This is a genomic window from Streptomyces sp. NBC_01016, assembly GCF_026341035.1.
GTDB lineage: Bacteria > Actinomycetota > Actinomycetes > Streptomycetales > Streptomycetaceae > Streptomyces.
In genome coordinates, this window is the sequence record NZ_JAPEOQ010000001.1 from 2,751,883 (window position 1) to 2,766,633 (window position 14,751).

Consider the following 14,751-nt stretch of genomic DNA (forward strand, 5'->3'; position numbering starts at 1 on the left):
GCTGGTGGTGGTTCCGGGCACGACCGGGCACGCCCCGGCCCGGGGCGAAGGAGAGGGGTGGTGTCGAAACCGGAAGGCGCCTACCCAGTCGGGCGGCACTGATGTGCACGGGTTTACGGAACCGCTGGGGCCGTAATTATGGCGAACGTCCTGGTCACCCACGGGTCACCCAGGGGCGCCTGCGAATGATATGGAGGCGTATGCGCGGTTATTTCGTACGTGGGTGCGACCTGTGGGACGCATCGGGACCGGGCCACTGACCACCACGCCGCGGGCGGATACCCTGGAGGGCGACCTGTCCGTAAAGCCACCCGACCTGAGGATTCGCGACCGCCGTGTTCGACACTCTCTCCGATCGCCTCGCAGCGACATTCAAGAACCTCCGCGGCAAGGGGCGCCTCAGCGAGGCGGACATCGACGCCACGGCGCGCGAGATCCGGATCGCCCTCCTTGAAGCCGACGTGGCGCTGCCCGTCGTCCGCGCATTCATCAAGCAGGTGAAGGAACGGGCCACCGGCGTCGAGGTCTCCCAGGCGCTGAACCCCGCCCAGCAGGTCATCAAGATCGTCAACGAGGAGCTCGTCGGCATCCTCGGTGGCGAGACCCGCCGGCTGCGCTTCGCCAAGACCGGCCCGACCGTGATCATGCTCGCGGGTCTGCAGGGTGCGGGTAAGACGACCCTCGCGGGCAAGCTCGGCGCCTGGCTCAAGGGCCAGGGCCACTCCCCGCTGCTCGTCGCCTGTGACCTCCAGCGCCCGAACGCCGTGAACCAGCTGAGCGTCGTCGCCGAGCGGGCTGGCGTGGGCATCTACGCGCCGGAGCCGGGCAACGGCGTGGGCGACCCGGTCAAGGTCGCCAAGGACTCCATCGAGCACGCCAAGGCCAAGGTCTACGACGTCGTCGTCGTCGACACCGCGGGCCGCCTCGGCATCGACCAGGAGCTGATGCAGCAGGCCGCGGACATCCGCGACGCCGTCAGCCCGGACGAGGTCCTCTTCGTCGTCGACGCCATGATCGGTCAGGACGCGGTCAACACGGCCGAGGCCTTCCGTGACGGCGTCGGCTTCGACGGCGTGGTGCTCTCCAAGCTCGACGGTGACGCCCGCGGTGGTGCGGCCCTGTCGATCGCGCACGTCACCGGCAAGCAGATCATGTTCGCCTCCAACGGCGAGAAGCTGGACGACTTCGACGCGTTCCACCCGGACCGCATGGCGTCCCGCATCCTCGGCATGGGCGACATGCTCACGCTGATCGAGAAGGCCGAGCAGACCTTCTCGCAGCAAGAGGCCGAGAAGATGGCCTCCAAGCTGGCCTCCAAGAAGGGCCAGGACTTCACGCTCGACGACTTCCTGGCGCAGATGGAGCAGGTCAGGAAGATGGGCTCCATGTCCAAGCTGCTCGGCATGCTGCCGGGCATGGGGCAGATGAAGGACCAGATCGCCAACCTCGACGAGCGCGACGTCGACCGCACGGCCGCGATCATCAAGTCGATGACCCCGGGCGAGCGCCAGGAGCCGACGATCATCAACGGCTCGCGCCGCGCCCGTATCGCCAAGGGCTCCGGTGTCGAGGTCAGCGCGGTCAAGAACCTGGTCGAGCGGTTCTTCGAGGCCCGCAAGATGATGTCCCGCATGGCCCAGGGCGGCGGCATGCCCGGGATGCCGGGCATGCCCGGCTCGGGCGGTGGCCCCGGCAAGCAGAAGAAGCAGCAGAAGAAGGCCAAGGGCAAGCAGCGCTCCGGCAACCCGATGAAGCGCAAGCAGCAGGAGCAGGAGGAGGCCGCCCGGCGTGCGGCCGCCGCCGAGGCGGGCGGCGCGCTCGGCCTGCCGGGCGCGGGCCAGCAGGACCCCAAGGACTTCGAGCTCCCCGACGAGTTCAAGAAGTTCATGGGCTGAGGCCGCGGCTTTTTGATTGCGTAATTTGATTGCGTAAGGGGCGCCCACCCATGGTGGGCGCCCCTTACGCATGTCCTTTACGTGGCTACGGAGACGTGTCCTTACGCGGCTACGGAGACGGTCAGGCCGCCCGCGCCGCGGCCTCGCGGATCTCCGCGCCGTTGGCAAGGCCCGCCGGATCGAGCCCAAGGGCGGCAGCCGCGGTTGCGCCCACGTCCGCCAGGCTCGACGCGTCCGGCAGCAGCTCCACGCCGGGCGCCCCTGGCCGGTGGATCAGCACCGGCACGTACTCGCGCGTGTGGTACGCGTGGCCGATCGCCGGGTCGTTGCCGTGGTCGCCCGTGACGATCAGCCGGTCGCCGGGCCCGGTCAGCAGGGACAGCAGCGCCGCGAGCCCCGCGTCGACCTGCTCCAGGATGCGGCCGTACCGCTCGACGTCCTGCTGGTGCCCGGCGAGGTCCGACTCCTGGACGTTGGCCACCACCAGCGCGCCGCCGTCCGCCCGCACCGCCTCCAGGGTGTGCGCGAGCACCTCGGCCGTGGCCACGGCGGGCCGCCGCACCGCCGCCTCGCAGGCGAGGATGTCCGCGGCCTTGCCGACGAGCGTCACCGGGATCCCGGCCCGGGCGGCCAGGTCGGGGAGCTGCCGGGTGTGGTCCAGCTCGGCGCCCAGGTGCTGCACCTGGAGCCCGCCGTTGCGGTAGAAACCGGTCGCAGGGGTGTCCAGGCCGACCGTGCCGCCGTCCCCGTCCCGTACGAACTCCGGCAGCGGACCGTCCGCGTGCCCGCCCACCGCGATGACCCGGGCCACGGGCGCGACGGCCCGTACCGTACGGGCGACCGAGAGGATGCCGTCGAAGTCGAGATCGAAGTCGGGGTCGTCCAGGCGGCCCGAGGCGTTCCAGTTGATGCCGGGGTCCGCCTCCAGGTTGTCGTGCACCAGGACCGCGGCGTCGACCACCAACAGGGGCTTGCCGTCGAGGCGTTCCACCCGGTGGCCCGCGTCCGTCAGAGCCCGTGTCACGCCGTCCAGGTGGTCCGCGAGCCGGGCCACCGTCACCCTGCTGAAGTCGGCGCCCATCATCGTCTGGTGCCCGGCGAACGTGTCCGCCCCCGGGTAGCCGAGCGCCGCACGCCCGACCGCGACCGGCAGATGCGTGCGCCGCGCCAGGTCCGGGTGCGGGTGCACGAGGCCGAGGCCGAGCGCGCCGAGCGCCGGCAGCCGCAGCGGTCGGCCGAACGCCTCCCGGCACCGGTCGAGCACGTGCCCGCAGGTGTCCGCTGTCAGATCACCGGGGCGCAGCGCCCCGGCGTCCGGCATCGCGCCGACTCCGAACCCGTCCACCACCACGATCACGGTCTTGCTCGTCGCAGGCTTTCCGGGCATCACGGGGCCCTTCTCTTGCTTGTTCATCACAGGGCCCTTCCTTGCGCGTCGTACAGGCCGAGGAGGCGTGGCGCCCCCGCGGCGAGGCCTTCGACGACCGCGACCGTCGAGCGCGTCACGAAGATCTGCGTACGGAACGCCAGCAGCACCGTGTCGCCGACCCGGACGTCCGCGCCGGGCGCGGGGGCGTCGAGCAGCCGGTAGTAGTCGATGTTCTCGGCGGGCGCGCCCTGGACCCGCAGCCGCTCGCCGGTGCGGGGCAGCAGCGCCGTCTTGATCCCCGAGCGCGGGTAGAAGCCGCCGCCGTACACGGCGGGCCTGCCGTCCGCGAGGGTGTGCGCGACCTCGGTGACGTACACGTAGGCGGGCTTCTCGGGCTGGGTGAGGTCGTGGGCGTGCAGCGGTGTCGTACCGGTCAGGGAGTGGCCGGGTTCGCCGTGCGTGGCGCCGAGTTCGGCCAGCAGCGGGAGCGTCGCCATGGACGTCGCGCTGGGGGCGCTGAGCTTGAGATCCGTGTGGCCGCGCGTGGCCAGCGTCTGGCGCGCCTTGAGGGCGAGTTCGAAGTTCGGCGTGGCGGCCGGTGCGCCGGTGGCCGGGTCGCACAGCACGCACGGGAACGCCGTGACGCCCGCGATCCGCACGCCCGGGAGCCGCTCGACCTCCGCCGCGAAGGCATCGAGCCCGGCGAGCGGTACACCGCCCTCCTGACCGGGGTACACCGAACCCGCGGCGCCCTCCAGGCGGATCAACACGTCCTGTACGAAGCCCAGTTCGCGAGCCGCTTCCGATACGGCGCGGGCGTTGGCCAGGTCGTACACGGTCACCGTCTCCGGACGCCAGGCCAGCATCTCGGGCAGGGCGCGGCGCGGGATCTGCACCAGGTGGCCGAGGTTTCCGGCCTGCGCGCCCGCCGCGTGCAGGGTGCGGGCCTCGGGCGGGTCGATGGCGGCGTAGCGGGGGATGTGCCGGGCGATGGCCCTGATCAGCTCGGGGTTGCGGCCGAGCTGCTTGACGACGAACCACAGGCTCAGGCCGAGCCGGTCCGCCTCGGCGGCGAGCAGCGCGGCGTTCGCCTCGATGGCGTCGAGATCCATGACGTACGTGTCCGGGGGGATCTCGCCCCGTCGGTGCAGGTCCGCCGCGGCGTCGGCCAGCTCGGGGTTGCGGGTGAGCAGACTGTCGAGGAACACGGTCGGTCAGTCCTTGCTGGGTTCGTTCGAGGAGCCGAGTTCGTTGGATGAGCCGAGCTCGTCCGAGGAGCTGAGCCCGTTCGAGGAGCTGCGCTCGTTCAGTGAGCTGAGCTCGTTCAATGAGCGGCGGAGGATGTCGACGACGAGGTCGGCGCCCGCGCGCATCGGGTTGATCCGGACCGTCCAGTCGGCGAGCGCGGGCGCGTCGTCGAGGGCCGACCTGGACATGCGGTAGAAGAGCGGCGCGATCTCGTACCGGGAGTTGGAGCCCACCGGGTAGGGCGCCGCCCCGAAGCGCGCGGCCACGTCCGGGAGTTCGCGCGCCACGGGCCGCTCCAGGCGCACCAGCAGGCAGCGGTCCTGCGCGTTGGCGATCCGTACCTCGGCGACGCCCGGCACCTCACCGGCCGCCAGCCGCTCGGCGACCTCGGCGCCCACCCGCGACTGCAACGCCCACATCACCGGTACGTGGGTCAGGGCGCGCAGCGCGTCGAGCGCCTGGTGGCCCTGGACCTGGCCGCCGCCCGAGTAGTTGTCCGCGCGGACGTGCTCGACGAGGTCACGGGCGCCGACGACGGCACCGATGCCTTCCGGGCCGTGCAGCTTGAACAGGGAGAAGCAGGAGGCGTCGGCGCCCAGTTCGACCCCGGAGGCCGGCACCCGCATGACGGCGTAGTTGTCGTCGACGATCGTGCGCACCCCGGCCTCCCGGCAGGCGGCGAGCACCGCGGCGGGGTCGTAGGAGTCGCCGAGCCGCTGCCGCGTGTGCTGCACGTACGCCCAGCGGAACCGGCCGGAGGCCAGCTCGGCGCGCAGCGCGTCGAGGTCGTTGAAGTCGACCTCATGGGTGCGGGCGCCGATGCCGCGCAGCGTGACCTCGGTGGTGCGGTAGACCGGCGCGCGGTGGATGAGCAGCGGATCGCCCGCGCTCACCGCCCCGTTCAGCGCGGCCCGGATGGCGCCCGTGCCCGCGCCCTGGACGAGGGCCGCGTCCTCGGCGCCGAAGAACTCGGCGAGCACGGCCTCCACCTGGGCGGTGGTCCGGGGCCTGCCGAGCCCGGGCACCACGCCCGCGTCGGCGGCGAACAATTCGGGCCCCTCGAAGTGCGCGGCCGTGCACTCCAGAAGCCGGAACTGCCGGGCGGCGGCGTCCTCGACGGAGACGGTGGCCAGGGGGTGAGTGGTGGGCAGCGACGGGGAATTCACAGGGGTCGACGGGGTGTTCACAGGGGTCATCGTCAGATCTCCTCCACGCTCGCGCCGGTCAGGAAGCGCAGCGGATTGCGCCGTGTCATCAGGTCGACGAGGTCGTCGTCCACCCCGGCGGCGCGCAGCCTCGGCAGGAAGGAGCGGAACAGGTGCCCGTAGCCCTGGCCGCCCTCCGTCAGCAGGTAGCCGTGCCGGGAGATGTCGCAGCTGAGTAGGGCCCGGTCGGCGTGCCCGGCCTCGATCAGGCTCAGCAGCAGCCGGAGTCGGGTGTCGTCGCTCTGGTAGCTCTCCTTGCCGACCGTGTCGAACGCGACGTACGCGCCGCTCGCCGCCAGCTCCTTGTGCACGCCCGGGTCGTCGAGCAGGTCCTGGTGACCGATGGATACGCGCTCCGGAAGCAGCCCCTCGGCCGTCAGCAGCTCCAACTGGGCGAGGCCGCCGCGCCCGAGCTGGGCGTGCGTCGCGACGGAGAGCCCGGTGGCGCTCGCGGCCCGCGCGGCGGCCCGCAGCGAGCGGCTCTCGGGCTCGCTCGGCAGGTCGCCGTGGCTGCCGATCTCCCCGAGGACACCGGGTCGGATGCCGGTGCCACCGAAGCCGTCCTCGATCTCGCGCACGAGGGTTTCGGTGAGCCGCTCGACGCTCGCGTCGGCCAGCTCCGGGGTGTGGAAGGGCTCGTAGTACCAGCCGGTCGCCGCGACGACCGCGACCCCGCTCTCGCGGGAGAGGGCGGCGAGCGCGCCCGGATCGCGGCCCATGCCGCGGCAGGTCAGCTCCACGACGAGCGAGAGATCGAACTCGTCGCGCAGCGCCGCCAGTTCGGCGGCGATCGAGGGGCCGTGCCGCCGCGGATCGAGAACGGCGGCGCCGTCGCCCTTGAGATCCAGGTCCAGGGCGAGGTGCTCGTGGGCGAGGGCGGGGCCGCGGACGGCTTCGTGGGAAAGGGGGCCCGTGACGGTGTGGAGGGTGGTGGTGTGCATGGTGGGGGTGTCCTCTCCTGTGTGCTGGACCGCTCCTGTGTGCTGGGCCGGTGAGTCGGCCTGGGCGCCGGCCCGGTGGTGGCCGGGCGGCGTCGGCCGCGGGCTCACCCCTTGATCGGGGTGAACAGATCCAGCCAGTACAGGATGTTGAGCACGATGCCGCCGACGATCACGGCGGCAGGCGCCGCGGCCATCCGTACGACGGGGCGGCCCATCGCCTCGTTGAGCAGGTAGAGCCCGCCCACGATGAGGATGCCGAGCCCCGCGCCCATCGCGTTCGCGGCCATCAACGAGCCGAACAGGATGGCCAGTTGCAGCGCATCGCTGATCGCGCTGCGCAGGTGTTCCGAGGAGTCCCGCACGCTCGGCAGCTTGCCGAGGAACTTGCCGATGTACGACAGGGCGAGCACCTCGACCGCGAAGACGAGCGCGCCGACGACCGCCGCGAGGATCGGGTTCGGCATCAGGTAGCCGATGGGGTAGACGAGCGTGAAGCCCGCGATGCCGTACGCGCCGGAGGCCAGGGCCGTCGTCGCGATCAGCGGGATGAAGCCGAAGACGCGGTAGAAGTCGACCTGCGCGGCCTCGCTGTAGTTCCCCTTGGCGATCAGGAAGCTGGTGGCCTCGCCGCCGCCGAAGACGTGCATCTGCGCCAGGAGACAGATGCCCGCGCCGAGCACCATGAACAGCGGCAGGTACTTGCGCAGTCGGGCCGCGCTCGCGCTGAACAGGGAGGCCATCGGGTCGTCGGCGGGAGCGAGCTCCTCGCCTTCGTCGGCCTCCTCGGTCTTGTTCGCCCGGTCCACCTTGCGCTGCTTGAGGTCCTTGTTGATCGCGAGCCCGATCAGCATCAGGACGCCGACGGCCATGGCGATGGCGCCCGCGAAGACGGTCGGCCACAGCTTCATCGTCATGACGACGAGCGCGAGTTCGACGACGCCCGCGATCCCGCCCCACTTGCGCCCGAACTGCTTGGTGATGGCGAGCACCGGGAACAGCGTGAACAGGAACAGGATCGGCGTCGACATCTCCTGCATCGCGGTCAGGAAGTCGACGGGCAGATCGTGCGCCAGGTTGTTGGCGCCGCTCAGGCCGAAGACGACGACCGCGCCCCAGGCGCCGCCCAGGATCGGGGCGAGCCACTTCTTGGGCGACAGGATGCCGAGGATGTCGGTCGGCAGGAACAGCAGCCACGGGTTGAGGACGCCCGAGGACAGGGCCATCGGGGCGCCGAGCCCGAAGATGAACCCGGCGGAGAGCCCGAAGGAGACCGCCGTGGTGGCGCTGCGGGTGGACCGCCCCTGGATGAAGTCGAGCATGAAGGGGCGTACGCCGTCGTTGAAGACGGCCAGGGCCATGTGCGAGATGAACGCGGTCAGGGCGCACAGGGCGATCACGGTGAGCTGCTGCGCGAGCGTGAAGTCGAGGTTCGCGCCGGCGGCGAGGACTGGGCCGGGGGAGGTGGTCATGGCATGTCCCTGGGCTTACGAGCGGTCGGCGATCGCGCGGGCGATGAGCGGCGCGATCCGGTCGATCTGGTCCATGGAGAAGCCGAACACCTTCTTGCCGTCCGCGAGTAGGGAGTCGACCTCCTCCGCCGTGGGCACGCCGCGGCCGAAGGTGTGGCAGGCGGGCTGCCCCATCAGGCCGACCAGGACGCCGAGGGAGGCCCCGGCCCCGGTGTGACAGGTGCCGAGGAAGTAGTCGGCCTGTCCGGCGCGCAGCTTCATCGCGGCGTCCATGTCGCTGGAGACGGTGACCTCGACGCCGTCGAGCCCCAACTCCTTGATGGTGTTCGCTACTTCGACCTTGCCGACGCCGCCGGTGAGGATCTTCGTCATGGCTGGTTCCCTCTCTCGGGCTCAGTGGGTGGTGTGCTGCCGCGCCAGGACGGCGAGGTGCAGGGCGAGGAAGTTGACCTCGGACTCCGGCAGGGAGGCGCCGAGTTCGGAGTGGGCGCGTGCGGAGACGCGGTGGGCACGCTCGACGGCCTCGGGGTGGTCGGCCAGTTCGCCGGCCACCTGCTCGTCCGTGAGGAACTGGTCGATGGGCGCGCCGTCGAGCAGCCGGGTGAGCGCCATCATCAGATGGCTGGTGAGCATTCCGGCGCTCTCCTCCGTGACGGTGTGGCCCGCCTCCTCCAGAGCGGTCAGCTCGGAGGTCACGAAGTCGGCGACCTCGGGCCTGACCTGGCCGCCCTCACGGAACAGCTGGATGCGGAGGGCTAGTTGGTCGTCCATCGGACCTCCAAGCGATACGGGCGAGACAGTAACCGGGATTCTGGATTCTGATCCGAGTCGTGGGTCCCCCACTCGGGACTCGCGACAGGGTGTCGTCGGTACGTGTTGTTGCTACGTGCTGTTGTTACGTGTTGTTGTCGGTACGCATGTCTGCCGTCAGTACGAGGGGATGCGATCGCCTCTCAGTACCTCGGACTGGAGCTGCGCCACCTGCGACAGATCGAGGGCGTCGTGCACCGCGGACAGCGCCTTCGCGCCCTCGGTCCTGCCGATGATCGCCGCACTGGAGTTGCGCAGCGCCAGATCGCGGGTGACCTCGTCCCCCAGAGGCAGTACGTCCACCTCCATGCCGAGCCGGCCCTGCACCTCGTCGAGGTTCCAGACGGTGGCGTCGACCTGGTCCTGTGCGAACAGGTCGCGCAGCTGCATGTAGGAGGACTCGACCCACTGGACGTTCTCGTGCCCCGCGAAGGCGCGCTCCGCCAGCATCCGGTGGTCCTCGGACGTGTGGTCGACGGCGACCCGCAGCCCGGAAGCGTTCAGGTCGGCGCCCTTGCGCACCAGGAATCCGTGCGCACCTACGTAGGTGGCGGGTCCGAGGTCGGCGACGAGCGCCAGGCTGTCCTCGTGCTGCTCGACCAGGCCGTCCGCCGCGAGCCGCGACAGCACGACGAGGTCGACCTTGCCTTCCAGCAGTGCGGAGGTACGGGCGCCCGCGCCACGCATGAAGGTGATGGCGAACGGTGTACCGGCCGCTTCGAAGGCGGCGCGCAGACCCGTCGCGAGACCTTCGTAGCGTCGCGAGTAGGGGAGCGGCATCGCGGCCAGCAGGGTGCCGAGGCCGGAGAGCTGCCACAGGATGGCGCGCTCCGAATGGGTCAGGAAGGTGCCCAGGTGGCCGCGGGCCGTGGTCCCGATGGCGCCGGACTCCTCCAGGAGGCGCAGCGCGGCCTGCACCGTCCCGTTCCCACAGCCCAGCTCCTGGGCCAGGTCCTTCACGCGGGGCAGTCGCGTCTCCGGCTCGTGCCCCATCAGGAGGACCGCGAGCCGTCGCGCCGCAAGACCGTTCCGCGTGAGGAAACGATCGTCGAAACCGTTCACGCCAAAGACAGTAACCAGGATTCTGGATACTGGCAAGGGTGTCGGATCTATGCGGTCATGGGCCCAAGGTCCGTGGGCCACCCAGCGCTCGACGGCGGCAGGCGGCAGGAAGAGAGGCAGGCGTGGCGAACCCGGTACCCCCGCGCGATCGGACGGATCAGCCCTGGCGTTCCGAGGGCGCTCCGCCCCCTCCGCCCCCGCCGGGACCCAAGCGCAAGATGCCCGGCGGCTGGGGCGGCCTCATCCTGACGGCCCTGATCGTCTACCTCATCGCCAACCTGGTGCTGTCGTTCTTCAACGAGGGCGACGAGCCGACCGTCTCGTACACCGAGTTCAGCAAGCAGGTCGAGGCCGACAACGTCACCAAGATCTACTCCAAGGGCGACGCGATCCAGGGCGAGCTCAAGAAGGAGAAGCCCACCCCCAAGGACAGCGACAGCAAGCGCAAGAACTACACCAAGTTCACGACGCAGCGCCCGGCCTTCGCCGACGACGACCTCTGGGCCAACCTGGAGAAGCACGACGTCACCGTGACGGCCGAACCCGTCGTCCAGGAACGCAGCTTCCTGTCCAACCTGCTCATCTCGCTCGCCCCGATGCTCCTGCTCGTCGTGCTGTGGGTGTTCATCGCGCGGCGCATGAGCCAGGGCATGGGCGGCGGCGCGGGCGGCATGCTCGGCCGCAAGCAGCCGCCCAAGCCGGTCGAGCTCGAACCGGGCAAGAAGCGCACCACGTTCGAGGACGTCGCCGGCATCGACGAGGTCGAGGGCGAGCTCAACGACGTCGTCGACTTCCTCAAGAACCCCGACGACTACCGCACCATGGGCGCCAAGATGCCGCGCGGTGTGCTGCTCGCGGGCCCGCCCGGCACCGGCAAGACGCTGCTCGCGCGCGCGGTGGCAGGTGAGGCCGGGGTGCCGTTCTTCTCCGCGTCCGCCTCGGAGTTCATCGAGATGATCGTCGGCGTCGGCGCCTCACGCGTGCGTGAGCTGTTCGCCGAGGCCCGCAAGGTCGCTCCGTCGATCATCTTCATCGACGAGATCGACACCATCGGCCGGGCCCGCGGCGGTGGCGGCGGCGTGGGCGGTCACGACGAGCGTGAGCAGACCCTGAACCAGATCCTCACGGAGATGGACGGCTTCAGCGGTTCCGAGGGCGTCATCGTCATCGCGGCCACCAACCGCGCGGACGTCCTCGACCCGGCCCTGACCCGCCCCGGCCGCTTCGACCGGATCGTCAACGTCTCGCCGCCCGACCGCGGCGGCCGCGAGTCCATCCTCAAGATCCACACCCGCGACATCCCGCTCGCCCCCGACGTCGACCTCGGCCAGGTCGCCCGTACGACCCCGGGCATGACCGGCGCCGAACTCTCCAACCTCGCCAACGAGGCCGCCCTGCTCGCCGTCAAGCGCAAGCAGAAGCAGGTCAGCCAGTCCGACCTCTCCGAAGCGCTCGAAAAGGTCCAGCTCGGCGCCGAGCGGCCCCTGGTGATGCCCGACGAGGAGCGCCGCCGCACCGCCTTCCACGAGAGCGGCCACGCCCTCCTCGGCATGCTGCAGCCCGGCGCCGACCCCGTCCGCAAGATCACGATCGTGCCGCGCGGCCGCGCCCTCGGCGTCACGCTCTCCACCCCGGACTCCGACAAGTACGCGTACACGGAGGAGTACCTGAGGGGCCGCATCATCGGCGCCCTCGGAGGCATGGCGGCCGAACACGTCGTCTACGGAGTCATCACGACCGGCGCCGAGAACGACCTGGAGCAGGTCACCAACATCGCCCGCGGCATGGTCGCCCGCTGGGGCATGAGCGAGAAGGTCGGCCGCCTGTCCGCTCTTCCGAACGACGCCCAGCAGGCGTACGGGCTGGCCGCCGCCCCCGACACCCTCGACACGATCGACGGCGAAATGCGCCGCATCGTGGACGAGTGCTACACGGAGGCGTGCCAGAAGCTGCGCGACAACCGGGACAAGCTCGACGCGCTGGCCGAGGCGCTCATGGAGAACGAGACGCTGGAGGAGGCCGACGCGTACCGGATCGCCGGCGTCACGCGCTTCACCAAGGACTGAACGGCACGGCCCCCGCAGGAACCCGGCCCGCACGCCTCACGGCGTGCGGGCTATCAAGTACCTGAAGACATTGGGCATCCACACGGTGCCGTCGCCGCGCACATGCGCCTGGAGCGCCTCGGACACCTCCTTGTCGACCTGCGCCAGATCCGTCGCCCCCACGGCGGCGTCGAACAGGCCCGTCGACAGCAACCCGCGCACCGCGCTCTCGGCGTCCGCGTACCCGAAGGGGCACGCCACCCGGCCCGAGCCGTCGGGCCGCAGCCCCGCCCGCTGAGCGACCTCCTCCAGGTCGTCACGGAGCGCCGGGCGCCAACTCCCCGTACTACGTAGCGGGTCGGCGAGTTTTGTGGCCACCCGGAGGACGGACGACGTGGCACAGCGTTCCGGTGGACCCCAGCCGACGAGCACCACGGCGGCGCCCCTGCCCGCCAGCGGGGCCACGCTCTCCAGACGCGCGGAGAGCCCCTCGGAGTCCCCGGCCACACACCCGATCGGATGGAAGTCGGTGATCACGTTGTACGGGGCTCCGCCGGGATCGGCCGCGGTGAGATCGTCGGCGTCGGCCGTCGTGAGCCGGACGTCCGCGGGCTCCCGCGGCCGGTACGCGTCGGGCAGCAGCCGCTCCTCGGCCAGGGCGAGGAGCTCGGGATCCGAGGGCTCGACGCCGGTCACGGCCGCGCCGCGCGACGCCGCCATGAGAAGCGCGAGACCGGAGCCGCAGTCAAGGCCGAGGAGCCGGGTGCCCGAACCGACCTCCAGACGCTGATAGACCGCTTCGTAGAGCGGCACCAGCATCCGTTCCTGTATCTCCGCCCAGTCACGCGCGCGTGCGCACAAGTCCGTCTGCGGCGCGGGCGCCGTGTGAGGGAGGTGCCGTCGCACGAGCGTAGGTGTCATCGAAAGTTCCCCAATCCACCGAGAGATGCCGAGAGTTGTCGCTGTGATGTCTGGCCGTTCGCGTGGCGTCCGACCGTGCTCGCGCGCTGCTCGCACTCCCCCCGTATGCCAGAAAACTCCGCAACGTCCGCCGCGTCTAGGGGTTGTTTGGCAGGCGCGGCGACAATGCGCGTGTGCACCGTCGTGCGCCCCCGGGCGGTCATATGACGGGTGCACGCGGGCATCCGGGCGAAAAGGATTCGAGTGCTCCACGGCCCGCGCCGTAGCATCCGCGCCATGGCCAAACCCCGCGTTCTCACGCCCCGGGCGGAAGACTTTCCGCGCTGGTACCAGGACCTGATCGCCAAGGCCGAACTGGCCGACAACGGGCCGGTGCGCGGCACCATGGTCATCCGACCGTACGGCTACGGCCTGTGGGAGCGGATGCAGCGCGAGATGGACGACCGCATCAAGGAGACGGGTGCGCAGAACGCGTACTTCCCGCTCCTGATCCCGCAGTCGTACCTCACCAAGGAGGCCGACCACGTCGAGGGCTTCGCGCCCGAGCTGGCCGTGGTCACGCACGGCGGCGGCAAGGAGCTGGAGGAGCCCGCCGTCGTCCGCCCCACCTCAGAGATGATCATCAACGCCTCCTTCGCCAAGTGGGTGCAGAGCTACCGGGACCTCCCGCTGCTCATCAACCAGTGGGCGAACGTGGTCCGCTGGGAGCTGCGGCCCCGCCTCTTCCTCCGTACGACGGAATTCCTCTGGCAGGAGGGCCACACGGCGCACGCGACCTACGAAGAGGCGCGCGACTTCGCGGCGCGCATCCACCGGCACGTCTACGCGGACTTCATGGAGAACGTCCTCGCGATGGACGTCCTCCTGGGCCGCAAGACACCCAAGGAGCGCTTCGCCGGGGCCATCAACACCCTCACCCTCGAAGGGATGATGGGCGACGGCAAGGCCCTCCAGATGGGCACGAGCCACGAGCTCGGCCAGAACTTCGCCAAGGCCTTCAACACGCGCTACCTGTCCAAGGGCGGCACGGAAGAGCTCGTCTGGCAGACCTCCTGGGGCTCGACGACCCGCATGATCGGCGCGCTGGTGATGATGCACGGCGACGACAACGGGCTGCGCGTCCCGCCCCGCCTCGCGGCCACCCAGGTGGTCGTCCTCGCCATCAAGGACGACGAGGCGGTGCTCCACAAGGTGCGCGAAATCGGCGACGTACTTAAGAAGGCGGGAATCCGTGTCCATGTGGACGACCGCACCGACATCCCCTTCGGGCGCCGCGCCGTCGACTGGGAGCTGAAGGGCGTACCCGTACGCGTCGAGGTCGGGCCCCGGGACCTGGAGAACGGCACCGCGATGCTCGCCCGGCGCATCCCCGGCGGCAAGACCCCGGTCGCCCTGGAGTCACTCGTCGCGGTGCTGCCGAAGATCCTGGAGGAGGACCAGGCGCTGCTGCTCGCGCAGTCACGGGAGCGGCGGCAGCTGCGGACGACCGATGTGACCACGGTGGCCGAGGCCCTGGAGGCGACCTCCGAGGGCGGCTGGGCGCGCATCCCGTGGGCCACCCTCGGGGAGGCGGGCGAGAACGAGCTCGCCGGGCACGGCGTCTCCGTACGGTGTCTGCTCACTCCCGAAGGGGCGGTGCCGGACGCCGATGACGCGGCCGGTAACGTCGCGGTCGTGGCACGCGCGTACTAGGCGCGCGTAGCCGGAGGGCGCTCGCGAAGGCGTACATGCCACTACGCACCACCTTGTTGTGAGCTGTGCGCCTTCTCCGTACATTTGCGCACCC

12 protein-coding genes are annotated in these 14,751 nt (G+C 70.6%); 3 read left to right on the forward strand and 9 right to left on the reverse strand.

Annotated elements, in window-relative coordinates; all coding sequences use genetic code 11:
* The first annotated feature begins 335 nt into the window (after positions 1 to 335).
* On the forward strand, positions 336 to 1,895 hold the full coding sequence (gene ffh / locus OG746_RS12840) for a signal recognition particle protein (protein WP_266714591.1): 1,560 nt from the start codon (positions 336 to 338) through the stop codon (positions 1,893 to 1,895).
* Positions 1,896 to 2,016: 121 nt separating this feature from the next.
* Here ffh and OG746_RS12845 read toward each other — a convergent pair whose 3' ends face one another.
* The 8 genes from OG746_RS12845 to yhfZ all read right to left on the reverse strand — a co-directional run bounded on the left by OG746_RS12845 (position 2,017) and on the right by yhfZ (position 9,999).
* The gene (locus tag OG746_RS12845; protein WP_266714593.1) at positions 2,017 to 3,309 is read right to left on the reverse strand and encodes a phosphopentomutase; all 1,293 of its coding nucleotides are present in this window, start codon (positions 3,307 to 3,309) and stop codon (positions 2,017 to 2,019) included.
* Complete coding sequence (locus tag OG746_RS12850) at positions 3,309 to 4,472, reverse strand: alanine racemase (protein ID WP_266714595.1); 1,164 nt, start codon at positions 4,470 to 4,472, stop codon at positions 3,309 to 3,311. The genes OG746_RS12845 and OG746_RS12850 overlap by 1 nt, the downstream gene beginning before the upstream one ends.
* A gap of 6 nt (positions 4,473 to 4,478) precedes the next feature.
* Positions 4,479 to 5,708, reverse strand: coding sequence for an aminotransferase class V-fold PLP-dependent enzyme (locus tag OG746_RS12855; RefSeq protein ID WP_266714596.1), 1,230 nt, complete (start codon positions 5,706 to 5,708; stop codon positions 4,479 to 4,481).
* A 2-nt stretch (positions 5,709 to 5,710) separates the two neighbouring features.
* Positions 5,711 to 6,658, reverse strand: coding sequence for a phosphotriesterase family protein (locus OG746_RS12860; protein WP_266714598.1), 948 nt, complete (start codon positions 6,656 to 6,658; stop codon positions 5,711 to 5,713).
* A gap of 104 nt (positions 6,659 to 6,762) precedes the next feature.
* Positions 6,763 to 8,127: a YhfT family protein gene (locus OG746_RS12865; protein ID WP_266714600.1), complete on the reverse strand. Its 1,365-nt coding sequence runs from the start codon at positions 8,125 to 8,127 to the stop codon at positions 6,763 to 6,765.
* Positions 8,128 to 8,142: 15 nt separating this feature from the next.
* On the reverse strand, positions 8,143 to 8,499 hold the full coding sequence (locus OG746_RS12870) for a DUF2620 domain-containing protein (protein ID WP_266714602.1): 357 nt from the start codon (positions 8,497 to 8,499) through the stop codon (positions 8,143 to 8,145).
* A gap of 21 nt (positions 8,500 to 8,520) precedes the next feature.
* On the reverse strand, positions 8,521 to 8,898 hold the full coding sequence (locus tag OG746_RS12875) for a PRD domain-containing protein (protein WP_266714604.1): 378 nt from the start codon (positions 8,896 to 8,898) through the stop codon (positions 8,521 to 8,523).
* A gap of 156 nt (positions 8,899 to 9,054) precedes the next feature.
* Complete coding sequence (yhfZ, locus tag OG746_RS12880; protein WP_266714606.1) at positions 9,055 to 9,999, reverse strand: GntR family transcriptional regulator YhfZ; 945 nt, start codon at positions 9,997 to 9,999, stop codon at positions 9,055 to 9,057.
* Between the two features lie 122 nt (positions 10,000 to 10,121).
* Here yhfZ and ftsH point away from each other — a divergent pair, with 122 nt between their 5' ends.
* Positions 10,122 to 12,065 (forward strand): ATP-dependent zinc metalloprotease FtsH, encoded by a 1,944-nt coding sequence (gene ftsH / locus OG746_RS12885; protein WP_266714608.1) that lies wholly within the window; start codon positions 10,122 to 10,124, stop codon positions 12,063 to 12,065.
* 36 nt (positions 12,066 to 12,101) lie between these two features.
* Here ftsH and OG746_RS12890 read toward each other — a convergent pair whose 3' ends face one another.
* Positions 12,102 to 12,965, reverse strand: a complete 864-nt coding sequence (locus OG746_RS12890; RefSeq protein ID WP_266714610.1) for a class I SAM-dependent methyltransferase — start codon at positions 12,963 to 12,965, stop codon at positions 12,102 to 12,104.
* Between the two features lie 276 nt (positions 12,966 to 13,241).
* On the opposite strand from OG746_RS12890, the gene proS reads away from it, so the two are divergent.
* Entirely contained in the window at positions 13,242 to 14,657 is a 1,416-nt protein-coding gene (gene proS, locus OG746_RS12895; protein ID WP_266714612.1) for a proline--tRNA ligase, read from the forward strand.
* The last annotated feature ends 94 nt before the right edge of the window (positions 14,658 to 14,751 follow it).